This window comes from Chitinophaga varians (assembly GCF_014529945.1).
Lineage (GTDB): Bacteria > Bacteroidota > Bacteroidia > Chitinophagales > Chitinophagaceae > Chitinophaga > Chitinophaga varians.
In genome coordinates, this window is the sequence record NZ_JACVFB010000009.1 from 115,949 (window position 1) to 138,649 (window position 22,701).

Annotated in this window: 13 protein-coding genes; 11 read left to right on the forward strand and 2 right to left on the reverse strand. The window is 50.9% G+C overall.

The features are described 5' to 3' along the window. Window positions 1-214: 214 nt before the first annotated feature. The 6 genes from ICL55_RS33365 (at window position 215) to ICL55_RS33390 (ending at window position 14,371) form a co-directional block, all read left to right on the forward strand. Entirely contained in the window at window positions 215-2,119 is a 1,905-nt protein-coding gene (locus ICL55_RS33365; RefSeq protein ID WP_188106069.1) for an AAA domain-containing protein, read from the forward strand. A gap of 11 nt (window positions 2,120-2,130) precedes the next feature. Further along, window positions 2,131-2,574, forward strand: a complete 444-nt coding sequence (locus tag ICL55_RS33370) for a DinB family protein (protein ID WP_188106071.1) — start codon at window positions 2,131-2,133, stop codon at window positions 2,572-2,574. 83 nt (window positions 2,575-2,657) lie between these two features. Further along, entirely contained in the window at window positions 2,658-5,183 is a 2,526-nt protein-coding gene (locus ICL55_RS33375) for a TonB-dependent receptor (protein WP_188106073.1), read from the forward strand. A 3-nt stretch (window positions 5,184-5,186) separates the two neighbouring features. Continuing rightward, on the forward strand, window positions 5,187-9,710 hold the full coding sequence (locus tag ICL55_RS33380) for an alpha-2-macroglobulin family protein (RefSeq protein ID WP_188106076.1): 4,524 nt from the start codon (window positions 5,187-5,189) through the stop codon (window positions 9,708-9,710). A 157-nt stretch (window positions 9,711-9,867) separates the two neighbouring features. After that, window positions 9,868-13,113 (forward strand): S41 family peptidase, encoded by a 3,246-nt coding sequence (locus tag ICL55_RS33385; protein ID WP_223151680.1) that lies wholly within the window; start codon window positions 9,868-9,870, stop codon window positions 13,111-13,113. 79 nt (window positions 13,114-13,192) lie between these two features. Beyond that, entirely contained in the window at window positions 13,193-14,371 is a 1,179-nt protein-coding gene (locus ICL55_RS33390) for an acetyltransferase domain-containing protein (protein ID WP_188106078.1), read from the forward strand. Window positions 14,372-14,420: 49 nt separating this feature from the next. Here the strand turns inward: ICL55_RS33390 and ICL55_RS33395 are convergent, their stop codons facing one another. Together ICL55_RS33395 and ICL55_RS33400 are read right to left on the reverse strand one after the other, a co-directional pair. After that, window positions 14,421-14,771 carry a hypothetical protein gene (locus ICL55_RS33395; RefSeq protein WP_188106079.1) on the reverse strand — a complete coding sequence of 117 codons (351 nt, stop codon included), beginning with the start codon at window positions 14,769-14,771 and terminating at the stop codon, window positions 14,421-14,423. Window positions 14,772-14,811: 40 nt separating this feature from the next. Continuing rightward, window positions 14,812-15,552, reverse strand: coding sequence for a glycine-rich domain-containing protein (locus ICL55_RS33400; RefSeq protein WP_188106081.1), 741 nt, complete (start codon window positions 15,550-15,552; stop codon window positions 14,812-14,814). Between the two features lie 101 nt (window positions 15,553-15,653). On the opposite strand from ICL55_RS33400, the gene ICL55_RS33405 reads away from it, so the two are divergent. The 5 genes from ICL55_RS33405 to ICL55_RS33425 all read left to right on the forward strand — a co-directional run bounded on the left by ICL55_RS33405 (window position 15,654) and on the right by ICL55_RS33425 (window position 22,264). Beyond that, a complete protein-coding gene (locus tag ICL55_RS33405) occupies window positions 15,654-16,547 on the forward strand; it encodes a hypothetical protein (RefSeq protein WP_188106083.1) in 894 nt (297 codons plus the stop codon). A 260-nt stretch (window positions 16,548-16,807) separates the two neighbouring features. Further along, window positions 16,808-19,228, forward strand: coding sequence for an ABC transporter permease (locus ICL55_RS33410; RefSeq protein ID WP_188106085.1), 2,421 nt, complete (start codon window positions 16,808-16,810; stop codon window positions 19,226-19,228). A 21-nt stretch (window positions 19,229-19,249) separates the two neighbouring features. After that, window positions 19,250-20,293 (forward strand): alpha/beta hydrolase family protein, encoded by a 1,044-nt coding sequence (locus tag ICL55_RS33415; RefSeq protein ID WP_188106087.1) that lies wholly within the window; start codon window positions 19,250-19,252, stop codon window positions 20,291-20,293. A 128-nt stretch (window positions 20,294-20,421) separates the two neighbouring features. Beyond that, window positions 20,422-20,988 (forward strand): TetR/AcrR family transcriptional regulator, encoded by a 567-nt coding sequence (locus tag ICL55_RS33420; RefSeq protein ID WP_223151681.1) that lies wholly within the window; start codon window positions 20,422-20,424, stop codon window positions 20,986-20,988. 31 nt (window positions 20,989-21,019) lie between these two features. Continuing rightward, window positions 21,020-22,264, forward strand: coding sequence for an MFS transporter (locus ICL55_RS33425; protein WP_188106091.1), 1,245 nt, complete (start codon window positions 21,020-21,022; stop codon window positions 22,262-22,264). The last annotated feature ends 437 nt before the right edge of the window (window positions 22,265-22,701 follow it).

Genomic DNA, 22,701 nt, shown 5'->3' on the forward strand with positions numbered 1-22,701 from the left:
GAATATGATGTTTTTGTGATGTTAATGATCAGGACATTACCTAACTTGCGTCCCTCAATATTTATAAAACAGCATCCAGATAAAACGATATTATATGTATTTGTTTAACTGTTTGTTATATAGATATATAATTTTATTTATTTAGTGCTGGATGAGCAGAAGGCCGTGTATAATGGATCATGGCCATCAGTAATAATCGGTATAATCAACGTCAATGTCCTACTTTAATAGTCTTCTTGAGCTGCTTCGGCAAGAGCGGGAAGAAGATAAACAATCCTGGCTTCGGCTAACGGCCAGCTCATCGGCTGCCGAACGCCGGGCGAATGGCCTCACCTGGTACCCGGTGGCTATCAGAGGCACAGAAATGAGCCGCGGTGATTATCTCACCGTGGAAGTGGAACGCACTACCCATCAGGACATCACCCACCAGCTACGCTTTGGGGTGTCTGCGGTATTGTTTTCCAATCATGATCCGCTGGAAGACAGGGTGGAAGGAACGGTCACCTTTCAGGGAGGCAACCGCCTGAAACTGACGCTGCGTACCGACGAGCTGCCGGAATGGGCCGACAATGGAAAACTCGGCATCGACCTGCTCTTCGATGATAACAGCTACGATGAGATGCAACAAGCCCTGAAACAGGCTGCTGCACTGGCAGAGAAACCGGAAGGACATCTCGCGAAAATACTTACCGGCGAAAGAAAACCAACCTTCGATACGGAAATGCCACCTGCGACAATACCGGGACTGAACACGGTGCAACAGGAGGCGGTCAACAAAATTTTATCGGCCAACGAACTGGCCATCGTACACGGTCCTCCGGGCACCGGCAAAACCACCACGCTGGTACAGGCCATCAAAGCGCTGATCAAAAAAGACCAGCAGAAAATATTGGTGGTGGCGCCCAGCAACACCGCGGTAGACCTGCTCAGCGAGAAGCTGTCAGATGAAGGACTCAACGTGTTGCGTGTGGGCAACCCTGCAAGGGTATCGGAAAGACTGTCATCGCTCACGCTCGATAGTAAGATGTCCGAACACGCCAGCATGAAGGAAGTGAAGCGCCTGAAAAAACAAGCCAGCGAGTTTAAAAACATGGCGCATAAATACAAGCGCAACTTCGGCAAGGCGGAAAGAGAACAACGAAAAGCCCTCTTTGATGAAGCACACAAGATCATGAAAGAGGTAGATAAAACGGAACAATACATCACCGACGATCTCATCGCCAAAGCGCAGGTGATCACCGCTACGCTGGTAGGGGCCAACCACTATACCGTGCGGAATGTGCGTTACCACACGCTGGTGATCGATGAAGCCGGCCAGGCATTGGAACCCGCCTGCTGGATACCCATCATCAAAGCGCAGAAAGTGGTCCTCGCCGGCGACCATTGCCAGCTGCCGCCAACCATCAAATCAACCGATGCCGCACGGCAGGGGCTTAACAATACCCTCCTTGAAAAATCAGTGGCCCTGCATCCGGAAGCGGTAGTGCTCCTGGAAGAACAGTATCGCATGAACGAAATGATCATGGGATATGCTTCTTCCGTTTTTTATGATAACAAACTGAAAGCGCATCATACGGTGGCTGCCCGCCGCTTGTTTGCAGACGATATGCCGTTGGCATTCGTAGATACTGCCGGCTGCGGTTTCGATGAAAAAGCAGAAGGTACCAGCACCTCCAATCCGGAAGAAGCCTCTTTCCTGTTCCGCCACCTGCTGCAATTGGTGTCCACGCTGAAAGCACAGCAGGGCGACGGCCCCTTCCCGGAAATAGCGATCATTTCCCCCTACAAACAACAGGTGTACCTGCTGCAGGAACAACTGCAGCATGCCGCTGAATTGCAGCCTCACGCTGCCAGCATCTCGGTCAATACCATCGATAGCTTCCAGGGACAGGAACGGGACGTGGTGTATATCAGCATGACCCGCAGCAACGCCGATAACAACATCGGCTTCCTCTCCGACATACGCCGCATGAACGTGGCCATGACGAGGGCCAGAAAGAAACTCGTGGTGGTGGGTGACAGCGCTACTTTATCACAACTGCCTTTCTACGCCGGCTTTATCGCCTATGCAGAGGCGCAGAATGCTTATCAGAGCGCCTGGGAATTTATGGACCTTTAGAAAAATAGTGTATGGTTGCAACTAGCCTTCAGCGGTGGGAATATCTGTGTGATATCATCCCTGCGCTATTAAAAAACATTGATGAAGAAACATTCTCCTTTAAACCGCTTCCAGCTAAATGGAGCAAAAAGGAGATACTGGGTCATCTGATCGACAGCGCGGCCAATAACCACCAGCGTTTTGTACGGGTACAGTTTGAAGATAATCCGAAAATCGGGTATAGCCAGAACGAATGGAACCACTACAGCTACCACCAACTTCAATCCGCTTCCCAACTGATTGCCAGCTGGGAAGGCTATAACCGGCTGCTGCTGGGCATTGCACGCCATATACCGGAAGACCTGCTGCAACGTACCTGCTATGCCGGCGGCGCCGGACCGGTAACGCTGGCTTTTGTGATCGATGACTATGTGGTACACCTGGAACATCATCTCCGGCAGCTGGTATCTTACTAGACAAATTCCCCGAAAAATAACGGCAACGCTACTACGTCAGCGCAGGATAATACGGTATATTTAGCAGGTAAAATACCTGTACCGTGAAATATTGCTTACTGTTGCTGTTAATACCCGGCTACCTGCATGCGCAGGAACGGCTCCCCGTAGAACCCATCACCTCTCCGGACTATCAGATCCTGCTCCGCAGACCCACGAACGTCCGGCAGGATAGTACCCGGCATGCTCCTGTACAGGTATTGCGCTCCGCTGTACACGGAAGAAACCTTGATCTCTGGACACGTCCGGCCGATTTGGTTGTCCGTAACGGAACGGTCAGCCTCGTGTATATGCCGCGTTATGAACTCCGCCTGGCAGGCCGCATAGGGACCAGCGTAGAAGTGAAGACGGCTAACAGCACACCATCGCTGCAACAAACATATGCACAGGGAAGTGCCGGGAACAGCGTCCTGCAATGGAACGGCCCCGAAACAGGGGAAATGTTCAGTTACGGCCCCGCCTTGCGCTCCCTCGAGTTTGACGGGAAACCATATGCCTACGATCCTCATGGTAAGCTGGTGCCCACAGGCTCCGGAAACGGCAGGCCCGCTACGGATTATAACAACAGCATCCTCCGCACAGCAGTGTCCTGGAAAAAAAATCTGGCATTTAACGGGGTGATCAACCGCAAAGGGTGGGCATGGATCACCATGAACCTGGCATTGGAGCGGGAAGATGGTACGATGGTGGTGCGCCACAACGATCATCAGACCAATAAACTGGTGACGGGCGCCAGCATCCGGTTGAAAGACTTCTCCATACGCGCCGGCTATCAATACCGCAATACCCGTTTTACCACAGACAACAGGAACGGGCTGCTGAACAGAACATGGCAACAATCGCTGCTGACACCAACTACTTTCGACAATACCTATACCACAAAACCCTACGGCAGCCAGGCCGACAACCCCTGGGCATTGCTGAAAGACAACGGTAACAGTTACACGGCTTACAATCATGGTTTCTCCGCCAGTGTTAAATACCAGCAGGAAAAACTGGAAGCGATAGTGGAATATACCGGTACCACCGGCCGGCAGGAAGCTACAGAAGCCTATCCCGCCGGTACCTACGGATTTGCGCCGGAAGGCATAGCTACCGACCGGAATACCCGCCTGCAACAACATATCATCAACTCGCATGCTACCTATAAAATAGGTCATGGTGATACCTATGCGGATGTAACGGCAAGGCATATACTCGCTACAACGAATAATGTTTTCAGTTACTCAGCGCCGGATATACAATACCGCTCACAGCGTACTGTCAATGAACTATTGCTGGAAATACCTTTTTTCTTTCGGCTGTCAGACATAGTGAAAGCGAAAGTGGAAGTGGCCGACAGGACCTACCTTTCCAATACCGTCCGCCAACAACAATACTGGCTTCCCTCCGCAGCTTTCTCGTTATGGATTGCTCCGCGCTATACTGATTGGAAAATAAACCTCTCTTCCCGGCTGGCTTACACCAGCCATGAAACGCCGGTGGAAAAATCCATGGCCTGTCTTCAACTGGCCAACTTTAATTCCTATGATATCAGCGGATATTTTCCACTGGCGGAAGTCCGTTTCAACGACCTGGTCAGGCCGGTCAGGGCCCGTGAGTGGAACACCGGTACGGAAGTCAGTTACCGGCGCTTTTTTCTTAACGGAAACGTCTATGTTAAAAACATCATGGATGATCAGTTCCCCTTCTATGTTGGCCGTGAATGGATCATGGGAAATATCGCTGATCACCGGACGACCGGTTATGAACTGACCGTCGGCGTAACGCCATACTACTGGGGAGATAAAAAGCTGACTTATAGCGGGAGCATCAGCCTGAGTGGCTACCGGAACGAGGTGACAGACATTGCTCCCGGTAAAGACTATACGCCCGTTGCCGGTTTTCATGACGTGCATGCCGCCGTGGTGAAGGGCCAGCCCTTTGGCGTGATCGTAGGCAGTACGTGGCGCCGGGATGCGGCCGGCCGGCTGATAATTGGCGCAGACGGTTTTCCGCAAGCGGCAGCACCCGGTGTTATCGGTAACCCTAACCCGAATTTCATCCTGAAACACAACAGCAGGGTACAGTGGCGTAACTGGCAGCTGGAAGCAGCGCTGGAATGGAAAAACGGGGGAGAAGTGTGGAATGGCACCCAGGCCATGCTCGACTACTACGGCCGCTCTCAACGCTCCGGCAATGAACGGAATATTACCGGCTATGTCTTCAAAGGCGTCACGGAAGACGGGCATCCTAATACTAAGCCCGTAGCCTTCTATGATCCGGCAAAACCGCTGAACGAAAACCGCTGGGTAAGATACGGCCCCGGCGGCGTGGCAGAAGATTATGTGCAGCACGCCGATTACCTGCGCCTCCATACGTTGCAGTTGTCTCACAAATGGCGATTTAAATGGTCCCTCGTCAGGGAGCTGACACTGGCAGGCTATGCTAATAATCTGCTCCTCTGGACGCCCTATGAAGGCGGAGATCCCGGGCAACTGCTGTTTGATTATCCCGGCGGCGCCGGCCTGGACTTCTTTAACCTGCCATCTGTAAAAACCTTCGGCTGTAACGTTCTCCTTAAGTTCTGATTTATGAAACATCTGATAAAAATCTGTTGTTGCCTGTGGCTGTTCTTCATACAGTCGTCACTGTTATCTGCCCAGCAGCTCGATTATAAAACTGCCAAAGAGAAAGTATACCTGCATACCAACCATGTATTCTTCACGCCGGGTGAGGAACTGTTTTATAAAATCTATGTGGTGAATGCGCAGGACCTTCAGCCTAATATGGTCAGCAAACGGGTATTTGTAGAGGTGATTTCGCCGGCTGGCAGTGTGGTGGAAAAGCAACAATATAGTGTCACCGACGGATACGCACAAGGCGCTTTTGTTTTTGGGAATAATATGCCGGGAGGTATCTATACCGTGCGCGCCTATACGTCGTGGATGCTCAATGAAAAGCCCCGTACCATTTTTAAACGCGAGATAACTTTACTGAAAGTGATCGCGCCCCGCGTACTGATGAAGCTCGATTTCCCCCGGAAAGGCTATGGCCCAGGCGATGAGGTGGCGGCGGAATACAGCATGAAAGACCTGCAACAACAGCCCATCGACAATTTCCCCGTGCAATATACGGTTGCGATAGGCGGCAGCATATTGTCGTCCGGAAGCTTTACCACAGATACTGCCGGTAAGGCACGGGTGGTGTTCCGTTTGCCGGATACACTGCGTACCAACGATGGCCTGTTGAACATCACCGTGGATTACCGCAATAACAAAGAAGCGATCTCCAGAAGCATCCCCATCACCCTGAATAAAATTGATCTCCGGTTTATGCCCGAAGGTGGGACGCTGGTCAATGGTATCGCTACCAATATGGCCTTTAAAGCTGTCAATGAATACGGCAAACCGGCAGATGTGAAGGGCGTCGTGCTGGATGATCAGGGCAAACAGGTGGCTGCTTTTGAGAGCCTTCGTTTTGGTATGGGGGCATTTAAGTTTACCCCGCAACCCGAACGGCGCTATAGGGCCCGCTTATCGGCGCCCGCCGGCGCACAGGGAGATTATCTGTTGCCCGTGGCTGCCGGCAATGGGATAGTGATGAATGTGACACGAAAAGGCAGCCTGTTGCAATGGGTATTAAGGGCATCGCAACCGCTAACGGTAACGCTGGAGGGTAAAACCCGCAACGTTACACATTTCAAACAGGTAATACAACTACAGGCAGGGGAACAAACCATACCGGTAGACCCGGCGACTTTCCCCGCCGGCATTGCGGTGTTTACGGTGTCACAGCTCAATGCTCTCCCGCTGGCGGAAAGAATTGTCTTCCTCGGACAATCACAACTTTTACAGGTGAAGGTGTCGCCGAAGAAACAGGTGTACCGGCCCCGCGAGAAAGTGACACTTGATATTACCACCACAGGCGACCGGGGAATGCCTGTTCCCGCCAACCTCTCCCTGGCAGTAGTAGACGATAAAAAATGGACGCTGGCAGACGACCGGCAGGACAATATTCTGTCCTGGCTGTTGCTCAGTTCCGAACTGCATGGTAAAATAGAAGAACCATTCTTTTATTTTAAACAGGATGAATCCACGGCGCCGGCCGCGCTGGACCTGCTGATGCTCACCAATGGCTATCGGTATTTTGACTATGAGGATATCGTCCTGCAACAGAACAAACTGACATATGGACCGGAGCCGCAGCATCGACTGGCGGGCGTGGTGACCAGTAAAAAGAACCTGCCTGTTCCCTCGAAGGTATATTTCCTGCATAGCATGGTGCCGGAAAAAACAGTTATGATGGTAGAAACAGATTCCGCTGGCCGGTTTGAAGTAACAGGCCTGGCTCCTGATAAATATATACTGGTGGCGGTACCGAATCATAAAATCAACGACAGGGATGGAAACGAGCTTCGCATCACGGAAAACAGGGCCATGCTCGCCGAAAGTAAATGGGACCTCGCCAAACCGCTGATGGATACCGCGGTGAATGCTACAGAAGCGCCGGAAGTGCAGATGGTGCCCGAGGAAAACCAGCAACGCCCATATCCCGGAGAATTACCGGGCAGGCTGGCCGGGATGGAAGGCGACAGGGCACTGCAGGAAGTAGTGGTGGCAGGCTACCATCTCCTCCAGAAAAAATCACTGGCGACCGCACTCGTTCACACGTCATCCTCGGCCATAGTAAGCGTGCAAACTCCTAACACCGCGCTGGGCGGTCTCGGCACCGGCATCAGCGCTACGGCTAATGCCCCTGGCAGCGCTACCCATGTCGTGATACGGGGCATGAGATCAACCACAGGGATCAACGAGCCGTTGTTCATCTATAACGGTGTGCCTGTTGCCTCTGGTGAGTTGCTGGGCGGCCTCGGCGAAGTTACCGCTATCACCGTGTTAAAAGATGCTGTTGCAGTGGCCCTCTATGGCTCCCGTGGAGCAAATGGCGTTGTCGTTATTACCGGCGAAGGACCGTTAGGGGAATACCGCAAGGTGAGACTGTCGCCCGACTACAAACTGCCCTTCGCAGCCGTGCAGATAACCGGGGAAACCATTACGCCTGTACGTCGTTTTTATGCGCCGGTATACACCTCTTTGGATACAAAGGACCGGAACGATTTCCGGGAAACCATCTATTGGAATCCGGTGGTACAAACCGATAAAGATGGCAAAGCCACGGTCTCTTTCTACAACTCCGACGCAACTACCTCTTTCCGTGCTATCGCGGAAGGTATTGGCTACAACGGCCAGGTGGGCCGCACGGAAGCCACCTACGCCGCGAAGGCGCCGGTGAGCGTGGACGTAAAAATACCGCCCTATCTCACCGTGGGGGATAAGGCCCTGCTGCCCATGGTGATGAATAACAACACCCCCAACGGCATCACGCTGGAAGTAGCGATGACGTTACCCCCAGGCTTGAAAGCCGGCGAATATAAATCCCGAGTGGTATTACCCGGCAATGGTAGCGCCAGGATATTGCTGCCGGTGGAAGCTACTGCGGCGCTGAAAGATGAAATCTATTTTAACGTCAGTACCGGGAAAGGAAGTGAATTTATTACGCTGCCGGTAGAGGTGGCGGATAAAGGATTCCCGGTAAACCTGGCGTTATCGGCTGCTAAACCGGAAAGCTGGCGCTTCAATATGAAAAAAATGGTGCCAGGGACGCTCCGGGTGGACCTGAACCAGTACCAGGAACTGGAAGAGCTGACCATGGAAGTGATCACCGATATGTTGAGGGAACCGCACGGTTGTTTTGAACAGACATCTTCCACCACTTACCCCAACATTTTTATCCTGAAATATCTACAGCAAACCGGTAAACTGAATCCGGAGATCAAAAAGAAGGCCCGGGATTATCTGCGTAGCGGCTACATCCTGTTGAATAGCTACGAAACACCTGGCGGCGGTTTTGAATGGTTTGGCCATGTGCCGCCTCAGGAAGTGCTGACAGCCTACGGCCTGATGGAGTTCACCGATATGAAAGAGTTTATTAAGGTGGACGAAGCCATGCTGACGCGCACCAAAAAATTCCTGCTGCGCCGCCGCAATGGAAAAGGAGGTTTCAGCCTGGAAGCCTCCAAAAGTTACCAGCTCGGAGCCGTGCCTTACAGCGTGGCCAACACCTACATCGTATATGCGATGGCGAAAGCAGGCGTGGGACAGGAGATTATCCCGGAATATGAGGCGGCGCTGAAAACAGCGCTGAAAAGTAACAGCATGTGGCAATTGTCTGTGATGGCCAATGCGGCGCATTATATGGCACGCCCGAATGATTATCAGCAGTTGATGACACTGCTGCGGCAGGGCATAGCTAATAACACCCTGACGAAAAGCAGCGTGGTGGGCGCCTCCGGCACTTCGCTCACCGTGGAAACGATGGCCTGGTATGGACTGGCACTGGTGAAAGATCAAAATAACATCGTGGAACTGAGCCTCCTGATGCAGTCGATCATGAAGCAGCGTAACAGCTATGGTTTTGGGTCTACCCAGTCCACCCTGTTGACCCTGGAACTGCTGACGGCATATGCAAAAATGGTCACCTGGCAAAAAGGGGCCGCTGTAAATAGTTTTAGCATCAACCAGTCGCCGGTACTCCCCGGCAAAATAGACCCGGCACTGCTGCAGGAAGGCAATAATACCTTTACAGCAACCACCTCCGATACGATCGGTGTTATGCCATACTGCCTCAATGTCAACTACCAGGTATTCTTCCCGGAAAACGATGCAGCAGGACCATTAGCACTCCATACTTCACTGGGCGCTACGCAGGCAAAAGTCGGTGAAACCGTCAGGATGAACGTGACGGTGAAAAATGAAACGGATAAAGGCCAGCCGATGTCTGTGGCTAAAATAGGCATCCCGGCAGGGTTGTCGGTGCAGCCATGGCAACTGAAAGAATTGGCCGAAACGAAAAAGATCACCCACTATGAGATATTCGACAACTATCTGGTGATTTACTGGATGGACTTTAACCCGGATGAAAACAAAACAATCTACCTTGATCTCAAAGCTGAAATAGCCGGTACCTACAAAGGTAAGGCGGGCAATGTATACCTCTATTATACACCGGAATATAAACACTGGAACGCCGGACTGGATATCGATATCCGGGAGTAACAACAGATGAACAAAAAAAATATGCCGCGGAAAGCAACTTTTCCGCGGCACAGTCGTCTTTTTAAGAAAGCAACAGATTTAAATGTTTCGTTTTTGCTACATTCGTTTATCCGGAAAAAGTAAGCTCTGGAGAAGACCCTTTAACAATCAACCGCTTATGATGAAAAATGCTCTGCTGGCATTGTCATGCCTGTTAGCGACTCAATCCCAGGCGCAGGTGAGCGCCAGCCTGTTCCGCTACCCGGACGTTTCCCGTACTCAAATTGCTTTCAGCTACGCCAACGACATCTGGCTGGTGCCAAAAGAAGGAGGTACTGCTGTCAGGATTACTTCTCCGGCCGGGATGGAGATGTATCCCCGCTTTTCGCCGGATGGCAGTAAGCTGGCTTTCACCGGCAACTACGATGGTAACCTCGACGCCTATGTGATGCCGGTAACCGGCGGTGTGCCGGTCAGGCTTACCCAACACGGGAATCCTGATATCGTGATCGACTGGACGCTGGACGGCAAACAGGTGCTTTTCTCCTCCCGGCGTGAAAGCACCAAAGACCGGTTCAATCAGTTTTACACCATCCCTGAAAACGGTGGCGCCCCCACTAAACTGCCATTGGCTTATGCTGAATTTGGCAGCTATTCACCCGATGGTAAAAGCATCGCAGTCACTACCCGCTCACAAAGCAGCCGCACCTGGAAACGCTACCGTGGCGGTATGAAAGCGGATATTCACATCTATCATTTCGATACCGGCCTGTCTGAGAACATTTCTGCTAAAAGTGAAGGCGGCGATGAGTTTCCAATGTGGTACAAGAACAACATTTATTTGTTGTCTGACCGCGGACCGGAAAAGAGAATGAACCTCTGGCGATATAAAACAGATACCAAGACCTTTGAACAGGTAACGCATTATACGGACTATGACGTACACACCCCGGCCATCGGACCGGAAGATATTGTGTACGAAGCGGGTGGTAAACTGTATACGCTCTCTCTCGAATCTCAGCAATCCAAAGAAGTAAAAATTAATATCACTACAGACGTAGCCACCCTGAAACCCAAGACTATCAAAGCTGATAAGGATATTATGTACGCAGATATCAGCCCTGATGGCAAACGTGCACTGATCGGTGCACGCGGAGAAGTGTTCTCCCTGCCCGCAGAAAACGGTTTTGTGAAAGATCTCACCCGCACCAGCGGCGCGGCTGAACGGGATGCTGCCTGGTCTCCCAATGGTAAATACATCGCCTGGTGGAGTGATCAGACCGGCGATTATGAACTGTGGCTGGCGGAAAATGGTAAAGAAGAGGCAGCGAAACAAGTGACCCATCTCGGTCCCGGTTTCCGTTATCATACCTATTGGTCGCCGGACAATAAAAAGATTGCTTATATCGACCAGACCATGCGCATCAATATCATTGATGTGGCCACCGGTAAAGTGACCAACGTAGATAAAGCCCTGCACTATGCCGAGGATGGCCTAAGCAACTGGCAATGCAGCTGGTCGTCCGATAGCCGCTGGTTAACGTATAGCCGTGACTGTGAGAATATGCACAATGCGGTGTTTCTGTACAATGTGCCCGGCAATCAACGTCACCAGATCACCAGCAGCTATTACGAAAGCATAGAACCGGTATTTGATCCGGAAGGTAAATACCTGTACCTGCTCACCAACAGGACTTTCAAGCCTATCTACAGCGACGTGGAAAATACCTTCATCTATGCCAATACTACTAAGGTGGCGGCCATCAGCCTGCGGAAAGATGTGCCGCCGGTGATGTCCACCGAAAATGATGCGGTAGAGGTAAGTAAGGATTCTGCACAATCATCTCCCAAAAAAGAAGATAAAAAGAAAGGAGAGGAGACGGCTAAGAACAACAATGAGGTAAAGATTGATCTGGACAACATAGAATCCCGCTTGTATATGCTGCCCGTGGAAGCCGGCAACTATTCCCGTGTTGCTGCGGTAAAAGGTAAGGTACTTTATAATAATGTTTCCAATACCGGTTCTGCCGACAGAAATGTCACCCTTAAATATTTCGATCTGGAGAAACGGGAAGAAAAAGAAATTATCAAAGATCCGGGAAGATATCAGATCTCTGCTGATGGTAAAAAAATCCTCGTTACCGGTGAGCGTTATGCGATCATCGATCTGGCGCCTAACCAGAAGGTAGACAAAAACCTCCGCATCAATGAAATGAGCATGCAGCTCGATCCTGTGCAGGAATGGAAACAACTGTTCAACGAGGCATGGCGCATAGAACGTGACTATTTCTATGATCCTCATTTGCATGGTGTTAACTGGAATGAAGTAAAGGAGAAATACAGCCGCATCCTCGAAGGCGCCCGCACCCGCGAAGAAGTAAACTTTGTGATCGGTGAAATGATCGCGGAGCTGAACGCCTCGCATGCTTATGTTTTCGGTGGAGACCTCGAAACCACTAAGGAGATGAACGTAGGCTACCTCGGAGCCGACTGGGAAGCAGATGGTAAGTACTACAAGATCAAACATATTGTCCGCGGAGCTGACTGGGACGCGGAAGCCCGTTCCCCGCTGGCGGAACCAGGCATCAATATTCCCGAAGGCACTTATATCCTGGCGGTGAATGGTGTGCCGCTGACTACCGCTACTGAACCCTTTAATGCCTTCCAGGGCCTGGGCGGCAAAGCGGTGGAGCTCACCTATAACAGCCGTCCTTCTTTCGACGGCGCTAAGACAGCAGTGGTAAAAACCATCAGCAATGAATATCGCCTGCGTCACCTTGCCTGGATAGAAAGTAACCGTAAACACATCGCTGAGGTGACAAATGACCAGGTAGGTTATATCTTTGTGCCCAGCACAGGCATCGACGGGCAGGATGAACTGGTGCGCCAGTTCAGTGCACAGTGGAACAAAGCGGCGCTGATCATCGACGAACGCTTCAATAACGGCGGCCAGATCCCGGACCGTTTCATCGAGCTGCTCGCCCGCAAACCGCTGGCTTACTGGGCTACCCGCGATGGCGCACCACTGGCTGCACCACAGATCGGCCACTTTGGTCCCAAGGTGATGCTTATCAATGGCTGGAGTGGTTCCGGTGGTGATGCGTTTCCGGATTACTTCCGCAGGACAGGCCTCGGTCCGTTGATCGGTACCCGTACCTGGGGCGGCCTTATCGGGTATTCCGGTACGCCCGGCCTGATTGATGGTGGAAGTGTGACAGCGCCCAGCTTCCGTATGTACAGCCCTGAAGGCACCTGGTTCCGCGAAGGGCACGGCGTAGATCCGGATATCCTGGTGGACGAAAATCTCGGTGATATGGCCAAAGGAATAGATCCACAGATCGAACGCGCTATTACAGAAATCAAAGCGCTGTTGCAGAAAAAAGGATATAAAGCCCCGGCTTTTCCGACATATGAAAACAGATAACGTATATCTTTAACCGTTATGTTGTCAGCCCGTTTGGTACACCGCTACCGAACGGGCTGATACTTTTAAAACTGTCCACATGAACACAACCGCTCCTTACAGGGTAGCTTCCATCGACGTGCTGCGTGGCCTGGTGATGGTGATCATGGCGCTGGACCATACCCGCGATTTTTTCCACATCACGGCCATGACGGCAGACCCGCTCAATCCGGCCACTACCACAACGATGCTGTTCTTTACCCGTTGGATCACCCATTTCTGCGCGCCAACTTTTGTTTTCCTCTCCGGCGTTTCCGCTTTCCTGGCAGCGCAAAAGAAAACAAGACAGGAGGCAGCCCTCTTCCTGATCAAAAGGGGACTGTGGCTGGTGGTGGTGGAAGTGACGGTGATCACACTGGGCCTGACGTTTAATCCCTTCTTTAACTTTGTGATTCTACAGGTGATATGGGCCATCGGATGGAGCATGGTAATATTGGGACTGCTCAGCTGGTGGTCGTGGAATGCGGTGCTGGTAGCAGGACTGCTGCTGTTCTTTGGGCATAACGTGGTCGATTATATGAAGTTGCCCGCAGCGGGGCCGGCGTCTGTAGCGTGGCTGATGTTGCTCACTTCCCGCGGTGGCATCGTGCCGCTGAATGCTACCCATTTGATAGGTGCGTTCTATGCTGTATTACCATGGACAGGTATCATGCTGCTGGGATATTGTATAGGCCGGTGGTTTGCCCGCGATTTTCCGGCAGAGAAAAGAAAACAACGGTTGATGATCACCGGCGCAGCGTTGATCGTGATGTTTGTGTTGTTACGCTGGATAAACGGATATGGCAACCCTGTTCCCCGCAAAATATATCCCGATCTCTGGTCTAATGTCTTATCCTTCCTGGATACCAGCAAATACCCGCCCTCCCTGCAATTTGCCGGGATGACCCTCGGGCCTGCATTGCTGGCGCTGGCTGCGTTTGAAAAGATACAGCAGACAAAAAATAATGTGCTGGCGATTTATGGCCGCGTACCTTTTTTCTATTACGTGTTACACTTTTACCTGCTGCATACCGTGTTGGTCGTTGCATTTTTTGCGGCGGGATATCATTCGGCGCAGATTGCGCAGATACCTTTCTGGTTCAGACCGGCCGATTTCGGATATGCGTTGCCGGGAGTGTATCTCGTCTGGGCTGCTGTAGTGGCTGTTTTGTATAGGCCTTGCCGTTGGTTCGACCGATATCGGTCCACACACCGGCATTGGTGGTTAAGTTATTTGTAGAAGGTGATGGAGAAGAAAGTTGAGGTGAAAGGCAGTACAACAGAGCGCGTCAGGCCGGGTTGCTGCGTGCGCGTAGCCTGAACGCCGTGATAATAGGGAATAACAGCAGTAATAGCAGAAAGCCGACCGGTTTGTGATGATACACACCCTGTATCAGTCGCGCTATGCCCAGCAGGAGGCAAAGAAGGTTGACCTGACCGGCCAGCCGTGAATACTGCTGCCGCAGCAACAGTACGTTGCCCAGCGTGGCCAGTATCAGCAGGCTGTAAAAACCGAGGAACTGTTTTCCCGCCAGATGAAAAGGATTAAGCCGGTGATAGGAAAAATTCAGGAAGATAAGGATGGCTGCCACACAGGCCGCCAGTATGATGTAGCTGGTTTGTTTGGAGATGGTCCGCATAAGTTATTTGTTTTAACGTGAAGGAATATTGACTAAAGGCTCAGCTGCCACCGCAGCCGCCGCATCCTCCTCCGCATCCACCTCCGCAGCTGCTGCCACAACTGCTTCCGCAGGAACTGCCGCTGCTGCAGGAGCTGCCGGAGGAACCATCGCTGCTTTCGCCTTTGATGCTTTTGCGGGCGCTATGATAAGCGACGAGCGCGAGTACGATCAGTCCGAAAACGGTTTCTCCGGGAGTACAGCCGGTCAGCAGGATACTGAGGAGTAAGAGAAGAGGCAGAAGCCGTGTAAAGAAGCGGGAGCGTGGATTTTTTTTGGGAGAACGTGGGGTATGGTGCCAGATGTCGGCAGGGGGACTTTCGCCGAAAACGGTCTGATACAGCCGGAGTGTGTTTTCAAACCAATCGTGGTGCCTGGTTTGTTCCGGTGGCCCGCCCTTGGAAGGATGATGGTGCAACTTGCGGCCGAGGACATGGGGGCAGAAATGTTCCCAGTAATTTTCTGTGTAAAGCAGGTGTTTGTGCCATACCTGATCAATCACATACGAAGGGGAAGCGCCGGTAGGGGAGATACAGCAGAGATAGATAAACCGGCGGTACTCTGCAATGGCCCTGCTGGTAAAGTGTTCGTTCCAGTCGTTTTCCCGGGCCAGTTTTCGCGAGAAGGGAAGCGCGGCGGTGGGATCATCTAAATGAAAGGCGGTAATCCCCTGCCAAAGCGGGTCCTGTCTGAATGTGGTGCCTCCGCGGATACGAGGCGTGATGCTAATGGTACTTGTCATATGTTCGTTTTTTATTTGAAAGTAAATTCGCTTTTTCCCATAATACCGGAATCTTCTGATTATCTTACAGCGTCTTTTTTTCGTCTTAAAATCGTATTATTATGACTAGGGAAGAGTTAGTTAACCTGGAACGCCTGATGAATTATATCTCCTGGCATTTCCTTCGTAAAAAAGAATGGAAGGACGTCTCCAAAACGGAATGGGCGCACGTTGCGGGGGAATTTAATGCCTTGCTCGACAAACAACGGAAAAAGAAAAAGCTGTCGGTGGCGCCGCTCACTTTCGGAGATAATTATTTCTACGAACACCTGATCATCAAAAAACTCAAACCCTGGAAAAGCCGGACAGCCGCAGCAGCTATCAGCAGCCCGAACTTCGCCCGGTTAAATACCATCGCTAACGCGCTGGGATATACGAATTACATCGATTTTATCAATACCGCCACGGAAGGTTTTCCCTTTCATGAGCTGAAGATCAATATCCCGCTGGCGCCGGTCAACCATAAGCTGCTGGAGCACCTGGTAGGGTATTGGTATTGCTATAACCGCAACCTGCCCATGCGTGATCAGGACGAAGAAGACCGTATCTGGCGCTCTTCCCTGGAAATATACCGCTCAGGCGATGAATACCTGGTAGAACGTACCGGTCGCGACAACCACATGTATTACGGCAAAATCACCTCTTTCGCCAATTATCTTTTTATCATCATGAACAGCACCACTTTCATCCGGCAGCGCCATTTTGTGGGACGGCTGAAAGATGTGGAAGATAAAATGAAACGCCCCGGTTTTCAGGTCAACGAGCTTTCTTTCATCAGCACCTGCGTAAGCTTCACCGAAGAACCGATCGCGCTCTACGAAATCTTCGATCGGGTGCATCATGCCCGCGATTTCGAAAAAGTATCCATAGACCTGCCTTTCGACAGCCCCCTGTTGCCACAGCGTATCATGACGCACCTGAAAGATGTGCGCGAAAACCGCATCACAGAACACTAAGCCAATTACGAATTACTAATTACGAATTACGAATGGAGAAGTCACTTACAACGAGGTTCCTTATTGACCTTCGCAATCAACGACGCTCCATTCGTAATTCGTAATTAGTAATTCGTAATTCCCTGTGTGTGTCCGGAAACGAACGACGCATGCTTTAAAACCGTACATTTATCTTGAATCGCAAAAGTTAATGTGCTGGTTTTCAATGCGTAAAAACATGGCATTGTCTTTTTGCTGCACAGGCAAATACCAACTGTTCAATGATCAGGAACTACCTTAAAATCGCTGTCAGGAACCTTGCGCGCAGCAAGGGCTATGCTGCTATCAATATTTTCGGGCTGGCAGTGGCGCTGGCCACCTGTCTGCTTATCACGCTTTTTGTAATAGATGAACTGAGTTATGACCGGCACAATGAAAAGGCGGACCGCATCTATCGCGTTAATGCAGATTTTCTGGTAAATGGCAACGCTTTCCGCGAGCGGTATACGCCGGCACAGATGGGGGCCACCATGATGAAGGATTTCCCGGGCATCGAAAATTATGTGAGAATGCGCAGTTTCGGAGACCGCTCCGTACTGATCAAAAAAGGTAATGAAACCCTGATGGAGCACAACGGCGGTTTCGCTGATTCCACCCTGTTTGATGTTTTTACGTTGCCTATGGTGGCCGGAGATCCTAAAACGGCGCTGACGAAGCCTTACACAATGGTCATCTCTGAAAAGATGGCGGAGAAATACTTCGGTAAGGCAGATGCAGCAGTGGGTAAAATCATGCATGTCAATAATACGGATGATTATCTGGTGACGGGCGTGATAAAGAACATGCCGGCCGCTTCGCATATTCATTATGACTTTATCTGGTCTATGGCCAGCCTGGAAGATAGCCGTAACACCGCCTGGATGGCTGATAACTACGATACGTACCTGCTGGTACGGCCAGACGTCAGCGAAACCATGTTGCTCGGTTACCTGAAAACACTGACCAAAAACTATATGGACGGCCCGCTGAAACAAATGGTGGGCAGCAGTATCGATGAACTGGAGCGCAGTGGCAGCCATTTCCGGTATGATGTATTGCCACTGACCAAAATACACCTGTATTCTCCGTTCACCAATGAACTGGAGCCGGGAGGAAATATCCAGTACGTATATATATTCACGGTAGTGGCGGTGTTTATCCTGCTGATTGCCTGTGTGAACTTTATGAACCTCTCTACGGCCCGTTCTGCCGGCCGTTCACGCGAAGTGGGCGTGCGTAAGGCATTGGGTTCGCAGCGTTCCAACCTCATTACACAGTTCCTGACAGAGTCTATGCTGACAACGCTGCTGGCTGCGTCGTTGGCCGTGGTGCTGGCATGGCTGCTGTTGCCTTATCTTAACCAGATAGGGGGTAAATCCATTTTCGCCGGCATGCTGGCCAATCAATGGCTGCTGCTGGGCATTGTGGTCACCATTTTCATCGTGGGACTGCTGGCAGGCAGCTACCCCGCCTTTTTCCTCTCCTCATTTGAGCCGGTACAGGTGCTGAAAGGTAAACTAGCCACCGGTTTCCGGGGAGGATGGCTGCGCAACAGCCTCGTGGTTTTCCAGTTCTCTACCGCTGTTATGCTGATCGTGGGTACGCTGGTCATCTATAGCCAGTTGAACTACATCCGCAACAAAAAGCTGGGCTACAGCCGCGAGCAGGTGGTGGTCCTGCAAAACACGCAGGCGCTTTGGACGCATGCGGAAGCTTTTAAAAATGAGGTGCTGGACCTGCCGGGCGTGCAGGCCGGGACGATGACGGACGCACTGCCGGTATCTACCGTCATGAGCACCAGTATTTTTGCGAAAGAGGCAACAGGCGGCGCCGGCCAGGTAATGGGATTGTTTGAATGGAAGGTGGATGCGGACTATATCAACACTCTGGGCATGCAAATGGCCCATGGCCGTAATTTTTCGCCGGACATGCCTTCTGATAGCAGTGCGCTGCTGATCAATGAAACAGCCGCCAAACTGTTGGGTTATACGGACCTGAACAACCGTTTTCTCTATGCCAATTACGAAGGCAATAAACCGCTGCGGATTATCGGCATCGTAAAAGATTTCAACAGCGGCTCCCTGCGCACTAAAATACCACCTATTGTCATGCGACTGGCGAAGCGGCCGGATATGATGGCTTTCCGCGTCCATACCGGCAATATTCCGGCGCTGATCAGCAAAATAGAAGACAAGTACCACGGGGTGGCCGGTATGGAAGGCCAACCCTTCCGGTATACCTTTCTGGACGACGATTTCAGTCGCCTCTATGCGGCCGACCAGCGCACCGGTAAGATATTCATTTCCTTTACCTGTTTCGCCATCCTGATTTCCTGCCTCGGTTTATTTGGACTGGTGACCTATGCTGCCGAGCAGCGCACCAAAGAGATCAGTATCCGCAAAGTGATGGGCGCCAGCGTGACCAGCATTGTGACGCTGCTGTCCCGCGATTTCCTGAAGCTGGTGTCTATTGCTATCGTAGTGGCGTCACCGTTGGCCTGGTGGATGATGAACCGCTGGCTGCAGGATTTTGCTTATCGGATCAATATCGGATGGTGGGTATTTGCAGTCACCGCCTCGCTGGCGATCCTGATCACCATCGTCACCATATGCCTTCAGGCAATAAAGGCGGCGAGGGCTAATCCGGTGGTGGCGTTGCGTTAATACTTTTCGTATATTAAGGGTATGATGTTTCGCTTATACCGATGGGTCGGTTGTCTGCTGCTGTTAGGGCTGACAACCGGCTTATACGCACAACCCGTAACCCCGGCGGATTATCACCTGAACGCTTATACGCTGCACGATGCCGCGTTGGGGGATATCCGTTATTATATCTCTGCTGAAGGACTTACCTCGAAAAGACCGCTGCTGTTGCTCCTGGATGGCTCCGGTCACCTGCCGCTGGCGCTGCTGGTGAAGGAACCGCGCCGCATGGAGGTCATGAATACTTTCGACTCCGATCTGCTGAAGCTGGCCAACCGCTTCCATGTGGTGATGATCAGCAAGCCCGGTGTGCCGTTCTGCGATACCATACAGGTACAGCGGGATACGGTGACCATGGAAGATGTGGACCGGCTGTTGCCCATGCCGTATATCTACCGTCATAAAGGAGGGCTGGAATGGCGCGCCCAGGCGGCCGCCCGTGTGATTGACGCGGTGTGTGCGAAGTTTCCGGTAGATCCTGCCCGCGTGGTCGTATATGGCTATTCGGAAGGGGCGCAGGTAGCACCGAAAGTGGCGATGCTCAATAAAAAGGTGACCCATTGCGCCAGCATCTTCGGCAGTGGCCTCAATCAGCTGTATGATTTTATTGTAGATGCCCGTCAGCAGGCTGCCAAAGGCCATATTAGCTATGCTGCTGCCCAGCGGCGGGTAGACTCACTATTACAGCTATTTGAAGATATCTACCAGCATCCGCAGGATACCCGGCAGGAGTGGGAGAGCAATACCTACCAGCGGTGGGCCAGCTATGGCGCGGAACCACCGGTACAGCAGTTCACTCAGCTCAATATTCCGCTGTTTGTGGTGGCCGGCATCCACGATACCAATTCCCCCATTTATAGCCTCGATTACCTGCCGCTGGAGTTCCTGCGCCTTGGTAAGAAAAACCTGACCTACAAAGTATACCCCGTCGATCATTTCTTCCGGAATACCGCCAATCCCCAGGATACCAACGACTACAAGTCACAAATGCTCAATGCCCTGCTGCAGTGGCTGAAAGTACGGTAATGAAAAACAGCCATCTTATCTCCCGAAAAAAAATTGGATAAAAAAACATAAGTAAGCGAATATTCACTTATTTTTGGATACTCAAACGTTTGTAGAAAAAAATCATGCGGACCCGGAACACGGAAAAAATGGAACTCGTCAAAAGTATGACGATGCAGATGGTAGTGACCAATGGTATTGAAAACTTTTCGGTCAATAGTCTGGCAAAGGCCTGCGGCATCTCTGTCGCTACTTTGTATATCTATTACAAAGACAAGGAGGACCTGATCACACAGGTGGCCATTGAGGAAGGTGTTCGGTTGACAGACGCTATTTTAAAAGACTTTGATCCGGACCAGTCTTTTGAAACAGGCCTGTGGCAACAATGGACGAGCAGGGCAATTTACCTGAAGGCCAATCCGTTGTCTTCCTCGTTCATCGAAAGAATTCAGATGTCCAGCTATGGTGAAAAAGCAGGAGGCGTTATTAGTGCTATGTTCTATAACAGTATGCAACGTTTCGTGGATGGCGCGATTAAAAGGAAGGAACTTATCCCGCTTCCGGTGGAAGCCTGGTGGTCGGTGGCGTTTGCGCCGTTGTACAACCTGCTGCGCTTTCATTACAAAGGACGCGGCATTACTAAAAAGCCATTTGAACTCACAGACAAACTGCTTCGGCAAACATTTGAGGTCGTTGTAAAAGCTTTAAAACCATAATCTCTGCCCTTATTTTCAATTACTGAATACCATGCAAAAAGATACCACTAAGGTGCCCTTCACAGGGTATCAAAAATTTGTCGTGCTGATACTGGCGCTAACCCAGTTCACCGTCATCCTCGATTTTATGATCATGTCGCCGATGGGTGACCTGCTCATGAAATCCATGGACCTTAATCCCCAACAATTCGGTCTGGCGGTTTCCGCCTACGCCTTTAGCGCCGGGGCTTCCGGCCTGCTGACAGCCGGCTTCGCCGACCGCTTTGATCGTAAGAAGCTGCTCACATTTTTCTACAGCGGCTTTATCCTGGGAACTGTTTTCTGCGGCCTCGCCCACACGTATCCATTACTGGTGGCGGCCCGCATCTTTACCGGACTTTTCGGTGGCGTGATCGCTTCTATCTCCATGGCCATCATCACCGACTTGTTCGACATTCATCACCGCGGCCGTGTGATGGGATTTCTGATGATGGGCTTCGGCGCCAGCCAGGTGCTGGGCGTACCCATCGGCCTCTTCTTCGCCAATCGTTATGGATGGTGGATGCCCTTCCTGCTGGTAGCGGGTTTCGCTTTGCTCGTCATGCTGCTGATACAGGTGAAATTAAAACCGGTGAACCAACATCTGAAAGTGCAAAGCGACAAGTCGCCACTGGCCCACTTATGGAAAACCTTCACCAACAAACAATACAGGATGGGCTATACCGGTACCGCATTGGTGTCTATCGGTGGTTTTATGATGATGCCTTTCGGCAGCGCCTTTGCTGTCAATAACCTCGGCCTCACCGATGAACAACTGCCTTTCCTGTTCATGGTGTCCGGCGTGGTAGCATTGGTGATACTGCCGCTCGTGGGTAAACTGGCAGACCGTATCGATAAATTCAAACTGTTTGCCATGGGCGCCAGTTGGATGATCATCATTGCGCTCATCTATACAAGGCTTAACGTAACACCGCTCCCAATCGTTATGGCATGGAACGTACTGTTGATGATCGGTATCCTGGGCCGTAGTATTCCCAGTAATGCACTCATCAGCGCTGTGCCGCAAATGGAAGACAGAGGCGCTTTCATGAGCATCAACTCTTCTTTGCAGCAAATTGCAGGTGGAGTTGCAGCAGCGATTGCAGGGATGATTGTCGTACAAAAAGATAAACACAGTCCGCTGGAACATTATGACATTGTTGGATATCTGATGTCAATACTCACCCTGGTCAGCATCTGGATGGTGTATCGTGTAAGCGAAATGGTTAAAGCCAGAATGCAGACGAGTAATATTTAGTCATTTGGTTATTTGGTTATTTAATTATTGAGTGTGCCTGGACATACTCAATAATTAAATAGTCAAATAACCTGACAACTCAATACCCCAATATCTCACTACCCCAATACCTCAATACCCCAATAACCCAATAACCAAATGATTTAATAATCTGGTAACACGCTTCATTATTAAATCCTGTTTTCGCGTTCTAGTTTTACAAAATCAATTTTATTACAAACCTGCTTATCAATGAAGAAAGTCACTGCGGTCAGTTTGCACTCGCATGGTGGATCTTTATGTACATCATACTTTAGGCAATCGATTAAAAAACATATTTGTCACAACAGCTTTATCAACCGAAAAGCCTTACAGATGTACGATTCCACGAATTAATAACTGAAACGCACGTCATTTGAATTTCTTCACGGGCATACATATACGCCCGGTAATCAATC

What these genes read in the sequence shown, in the direction of transcription:
- ICL55_RS33365 (WP_188106069.1), top strand. Translation starts at nt 215, where the DNA reads ATGTCCTACTTTAATAGTCTTCTTGAGCTGCTTCGGCAAGAGCGGGAA.
- ICL55_RS33370 (WP_188106071.1), top strand. Translation starts at nt 2,131, where the DNA reads ATGGTTGCAACTAGCCTTCAGCGGTGGGAATATCTGTGTGATATCATC.
- ICL55_RS33380 (WP_188106076.1), top strand. Translation starts at nt 5,187, where the DNA reads ATGAAACATCTGATAAAAATCTGTTGTTGCCTGTGGCTGTTCTTCATA.
- ICL55_RS33385 (WP_223151680.1), top strand. Translation starts at nt 9,868, where the DNA reads ATGATGAAAAATGCTCTGCTGGCATTGTCATGCCTGTTAGCGACTCAA.
- ICL55_RS33390 (WP_188106078.1), top strand. Translation starts at nt 13,193, where the DNA reads ATGAACACAACCGCTCCTTACAGGGTAGCTTCCATCGACGTGCTGCGT.
- ICL55_RS33395 (WP_188106079.1), bottom strand. Translation starts at nt 14,771, where the DNA reads ATGCGGACCATCTCCAAACAAACCAGCTACATCATACTGGCGGCCTGT.
- ICL55_RS33400 (WP_188106081.1), bottom strand. Translation starts at nt 15,552, where the DNA reads ATGACAAGTACCATTAGCATCACGCCTCGTATCCGCGGAGGCACCACA.
- ICL55_RS33405 (WP_188106083.1), top strand. Translation starts at nt 15,654, where the DNA reads ATGACTAGGGAAGAGTTAGTTAACCTGGAACGCCTGATGAATTATATC.
- ICL55_RS33410 (WP_188106085.1), top strand. Translation starts at nt 16,808, where the DNA reads ATGATCAGGAACTACCTTAAAATCGCTGTCAGGAACCTTGCGCGCAGC.
- ICL55_RS33415 (WP_188106087.1), top strand. Translation starts at nt 19,250, where the DNA reads ATGATGTTTCGCTTATACCGATGGGTCGGTTGTCTGCTGCTGTTAGGG.
- ICL55_RS33420 (WP_223151681.1), top strand. Translation starts at nt 20,422, where the DNA reads ATGGAACTCGTCAAAAGTATGACGATGCAGATGGTAGTGACCAATGGT.
- ICL55_RS33425 (WP_188106091.1), top strand. Translation starts at nt 21,020, where the DNA reads ATGCAAAAAGATACCACTAAGGTGCCCTTCACAGGGTATCAAAAATTT.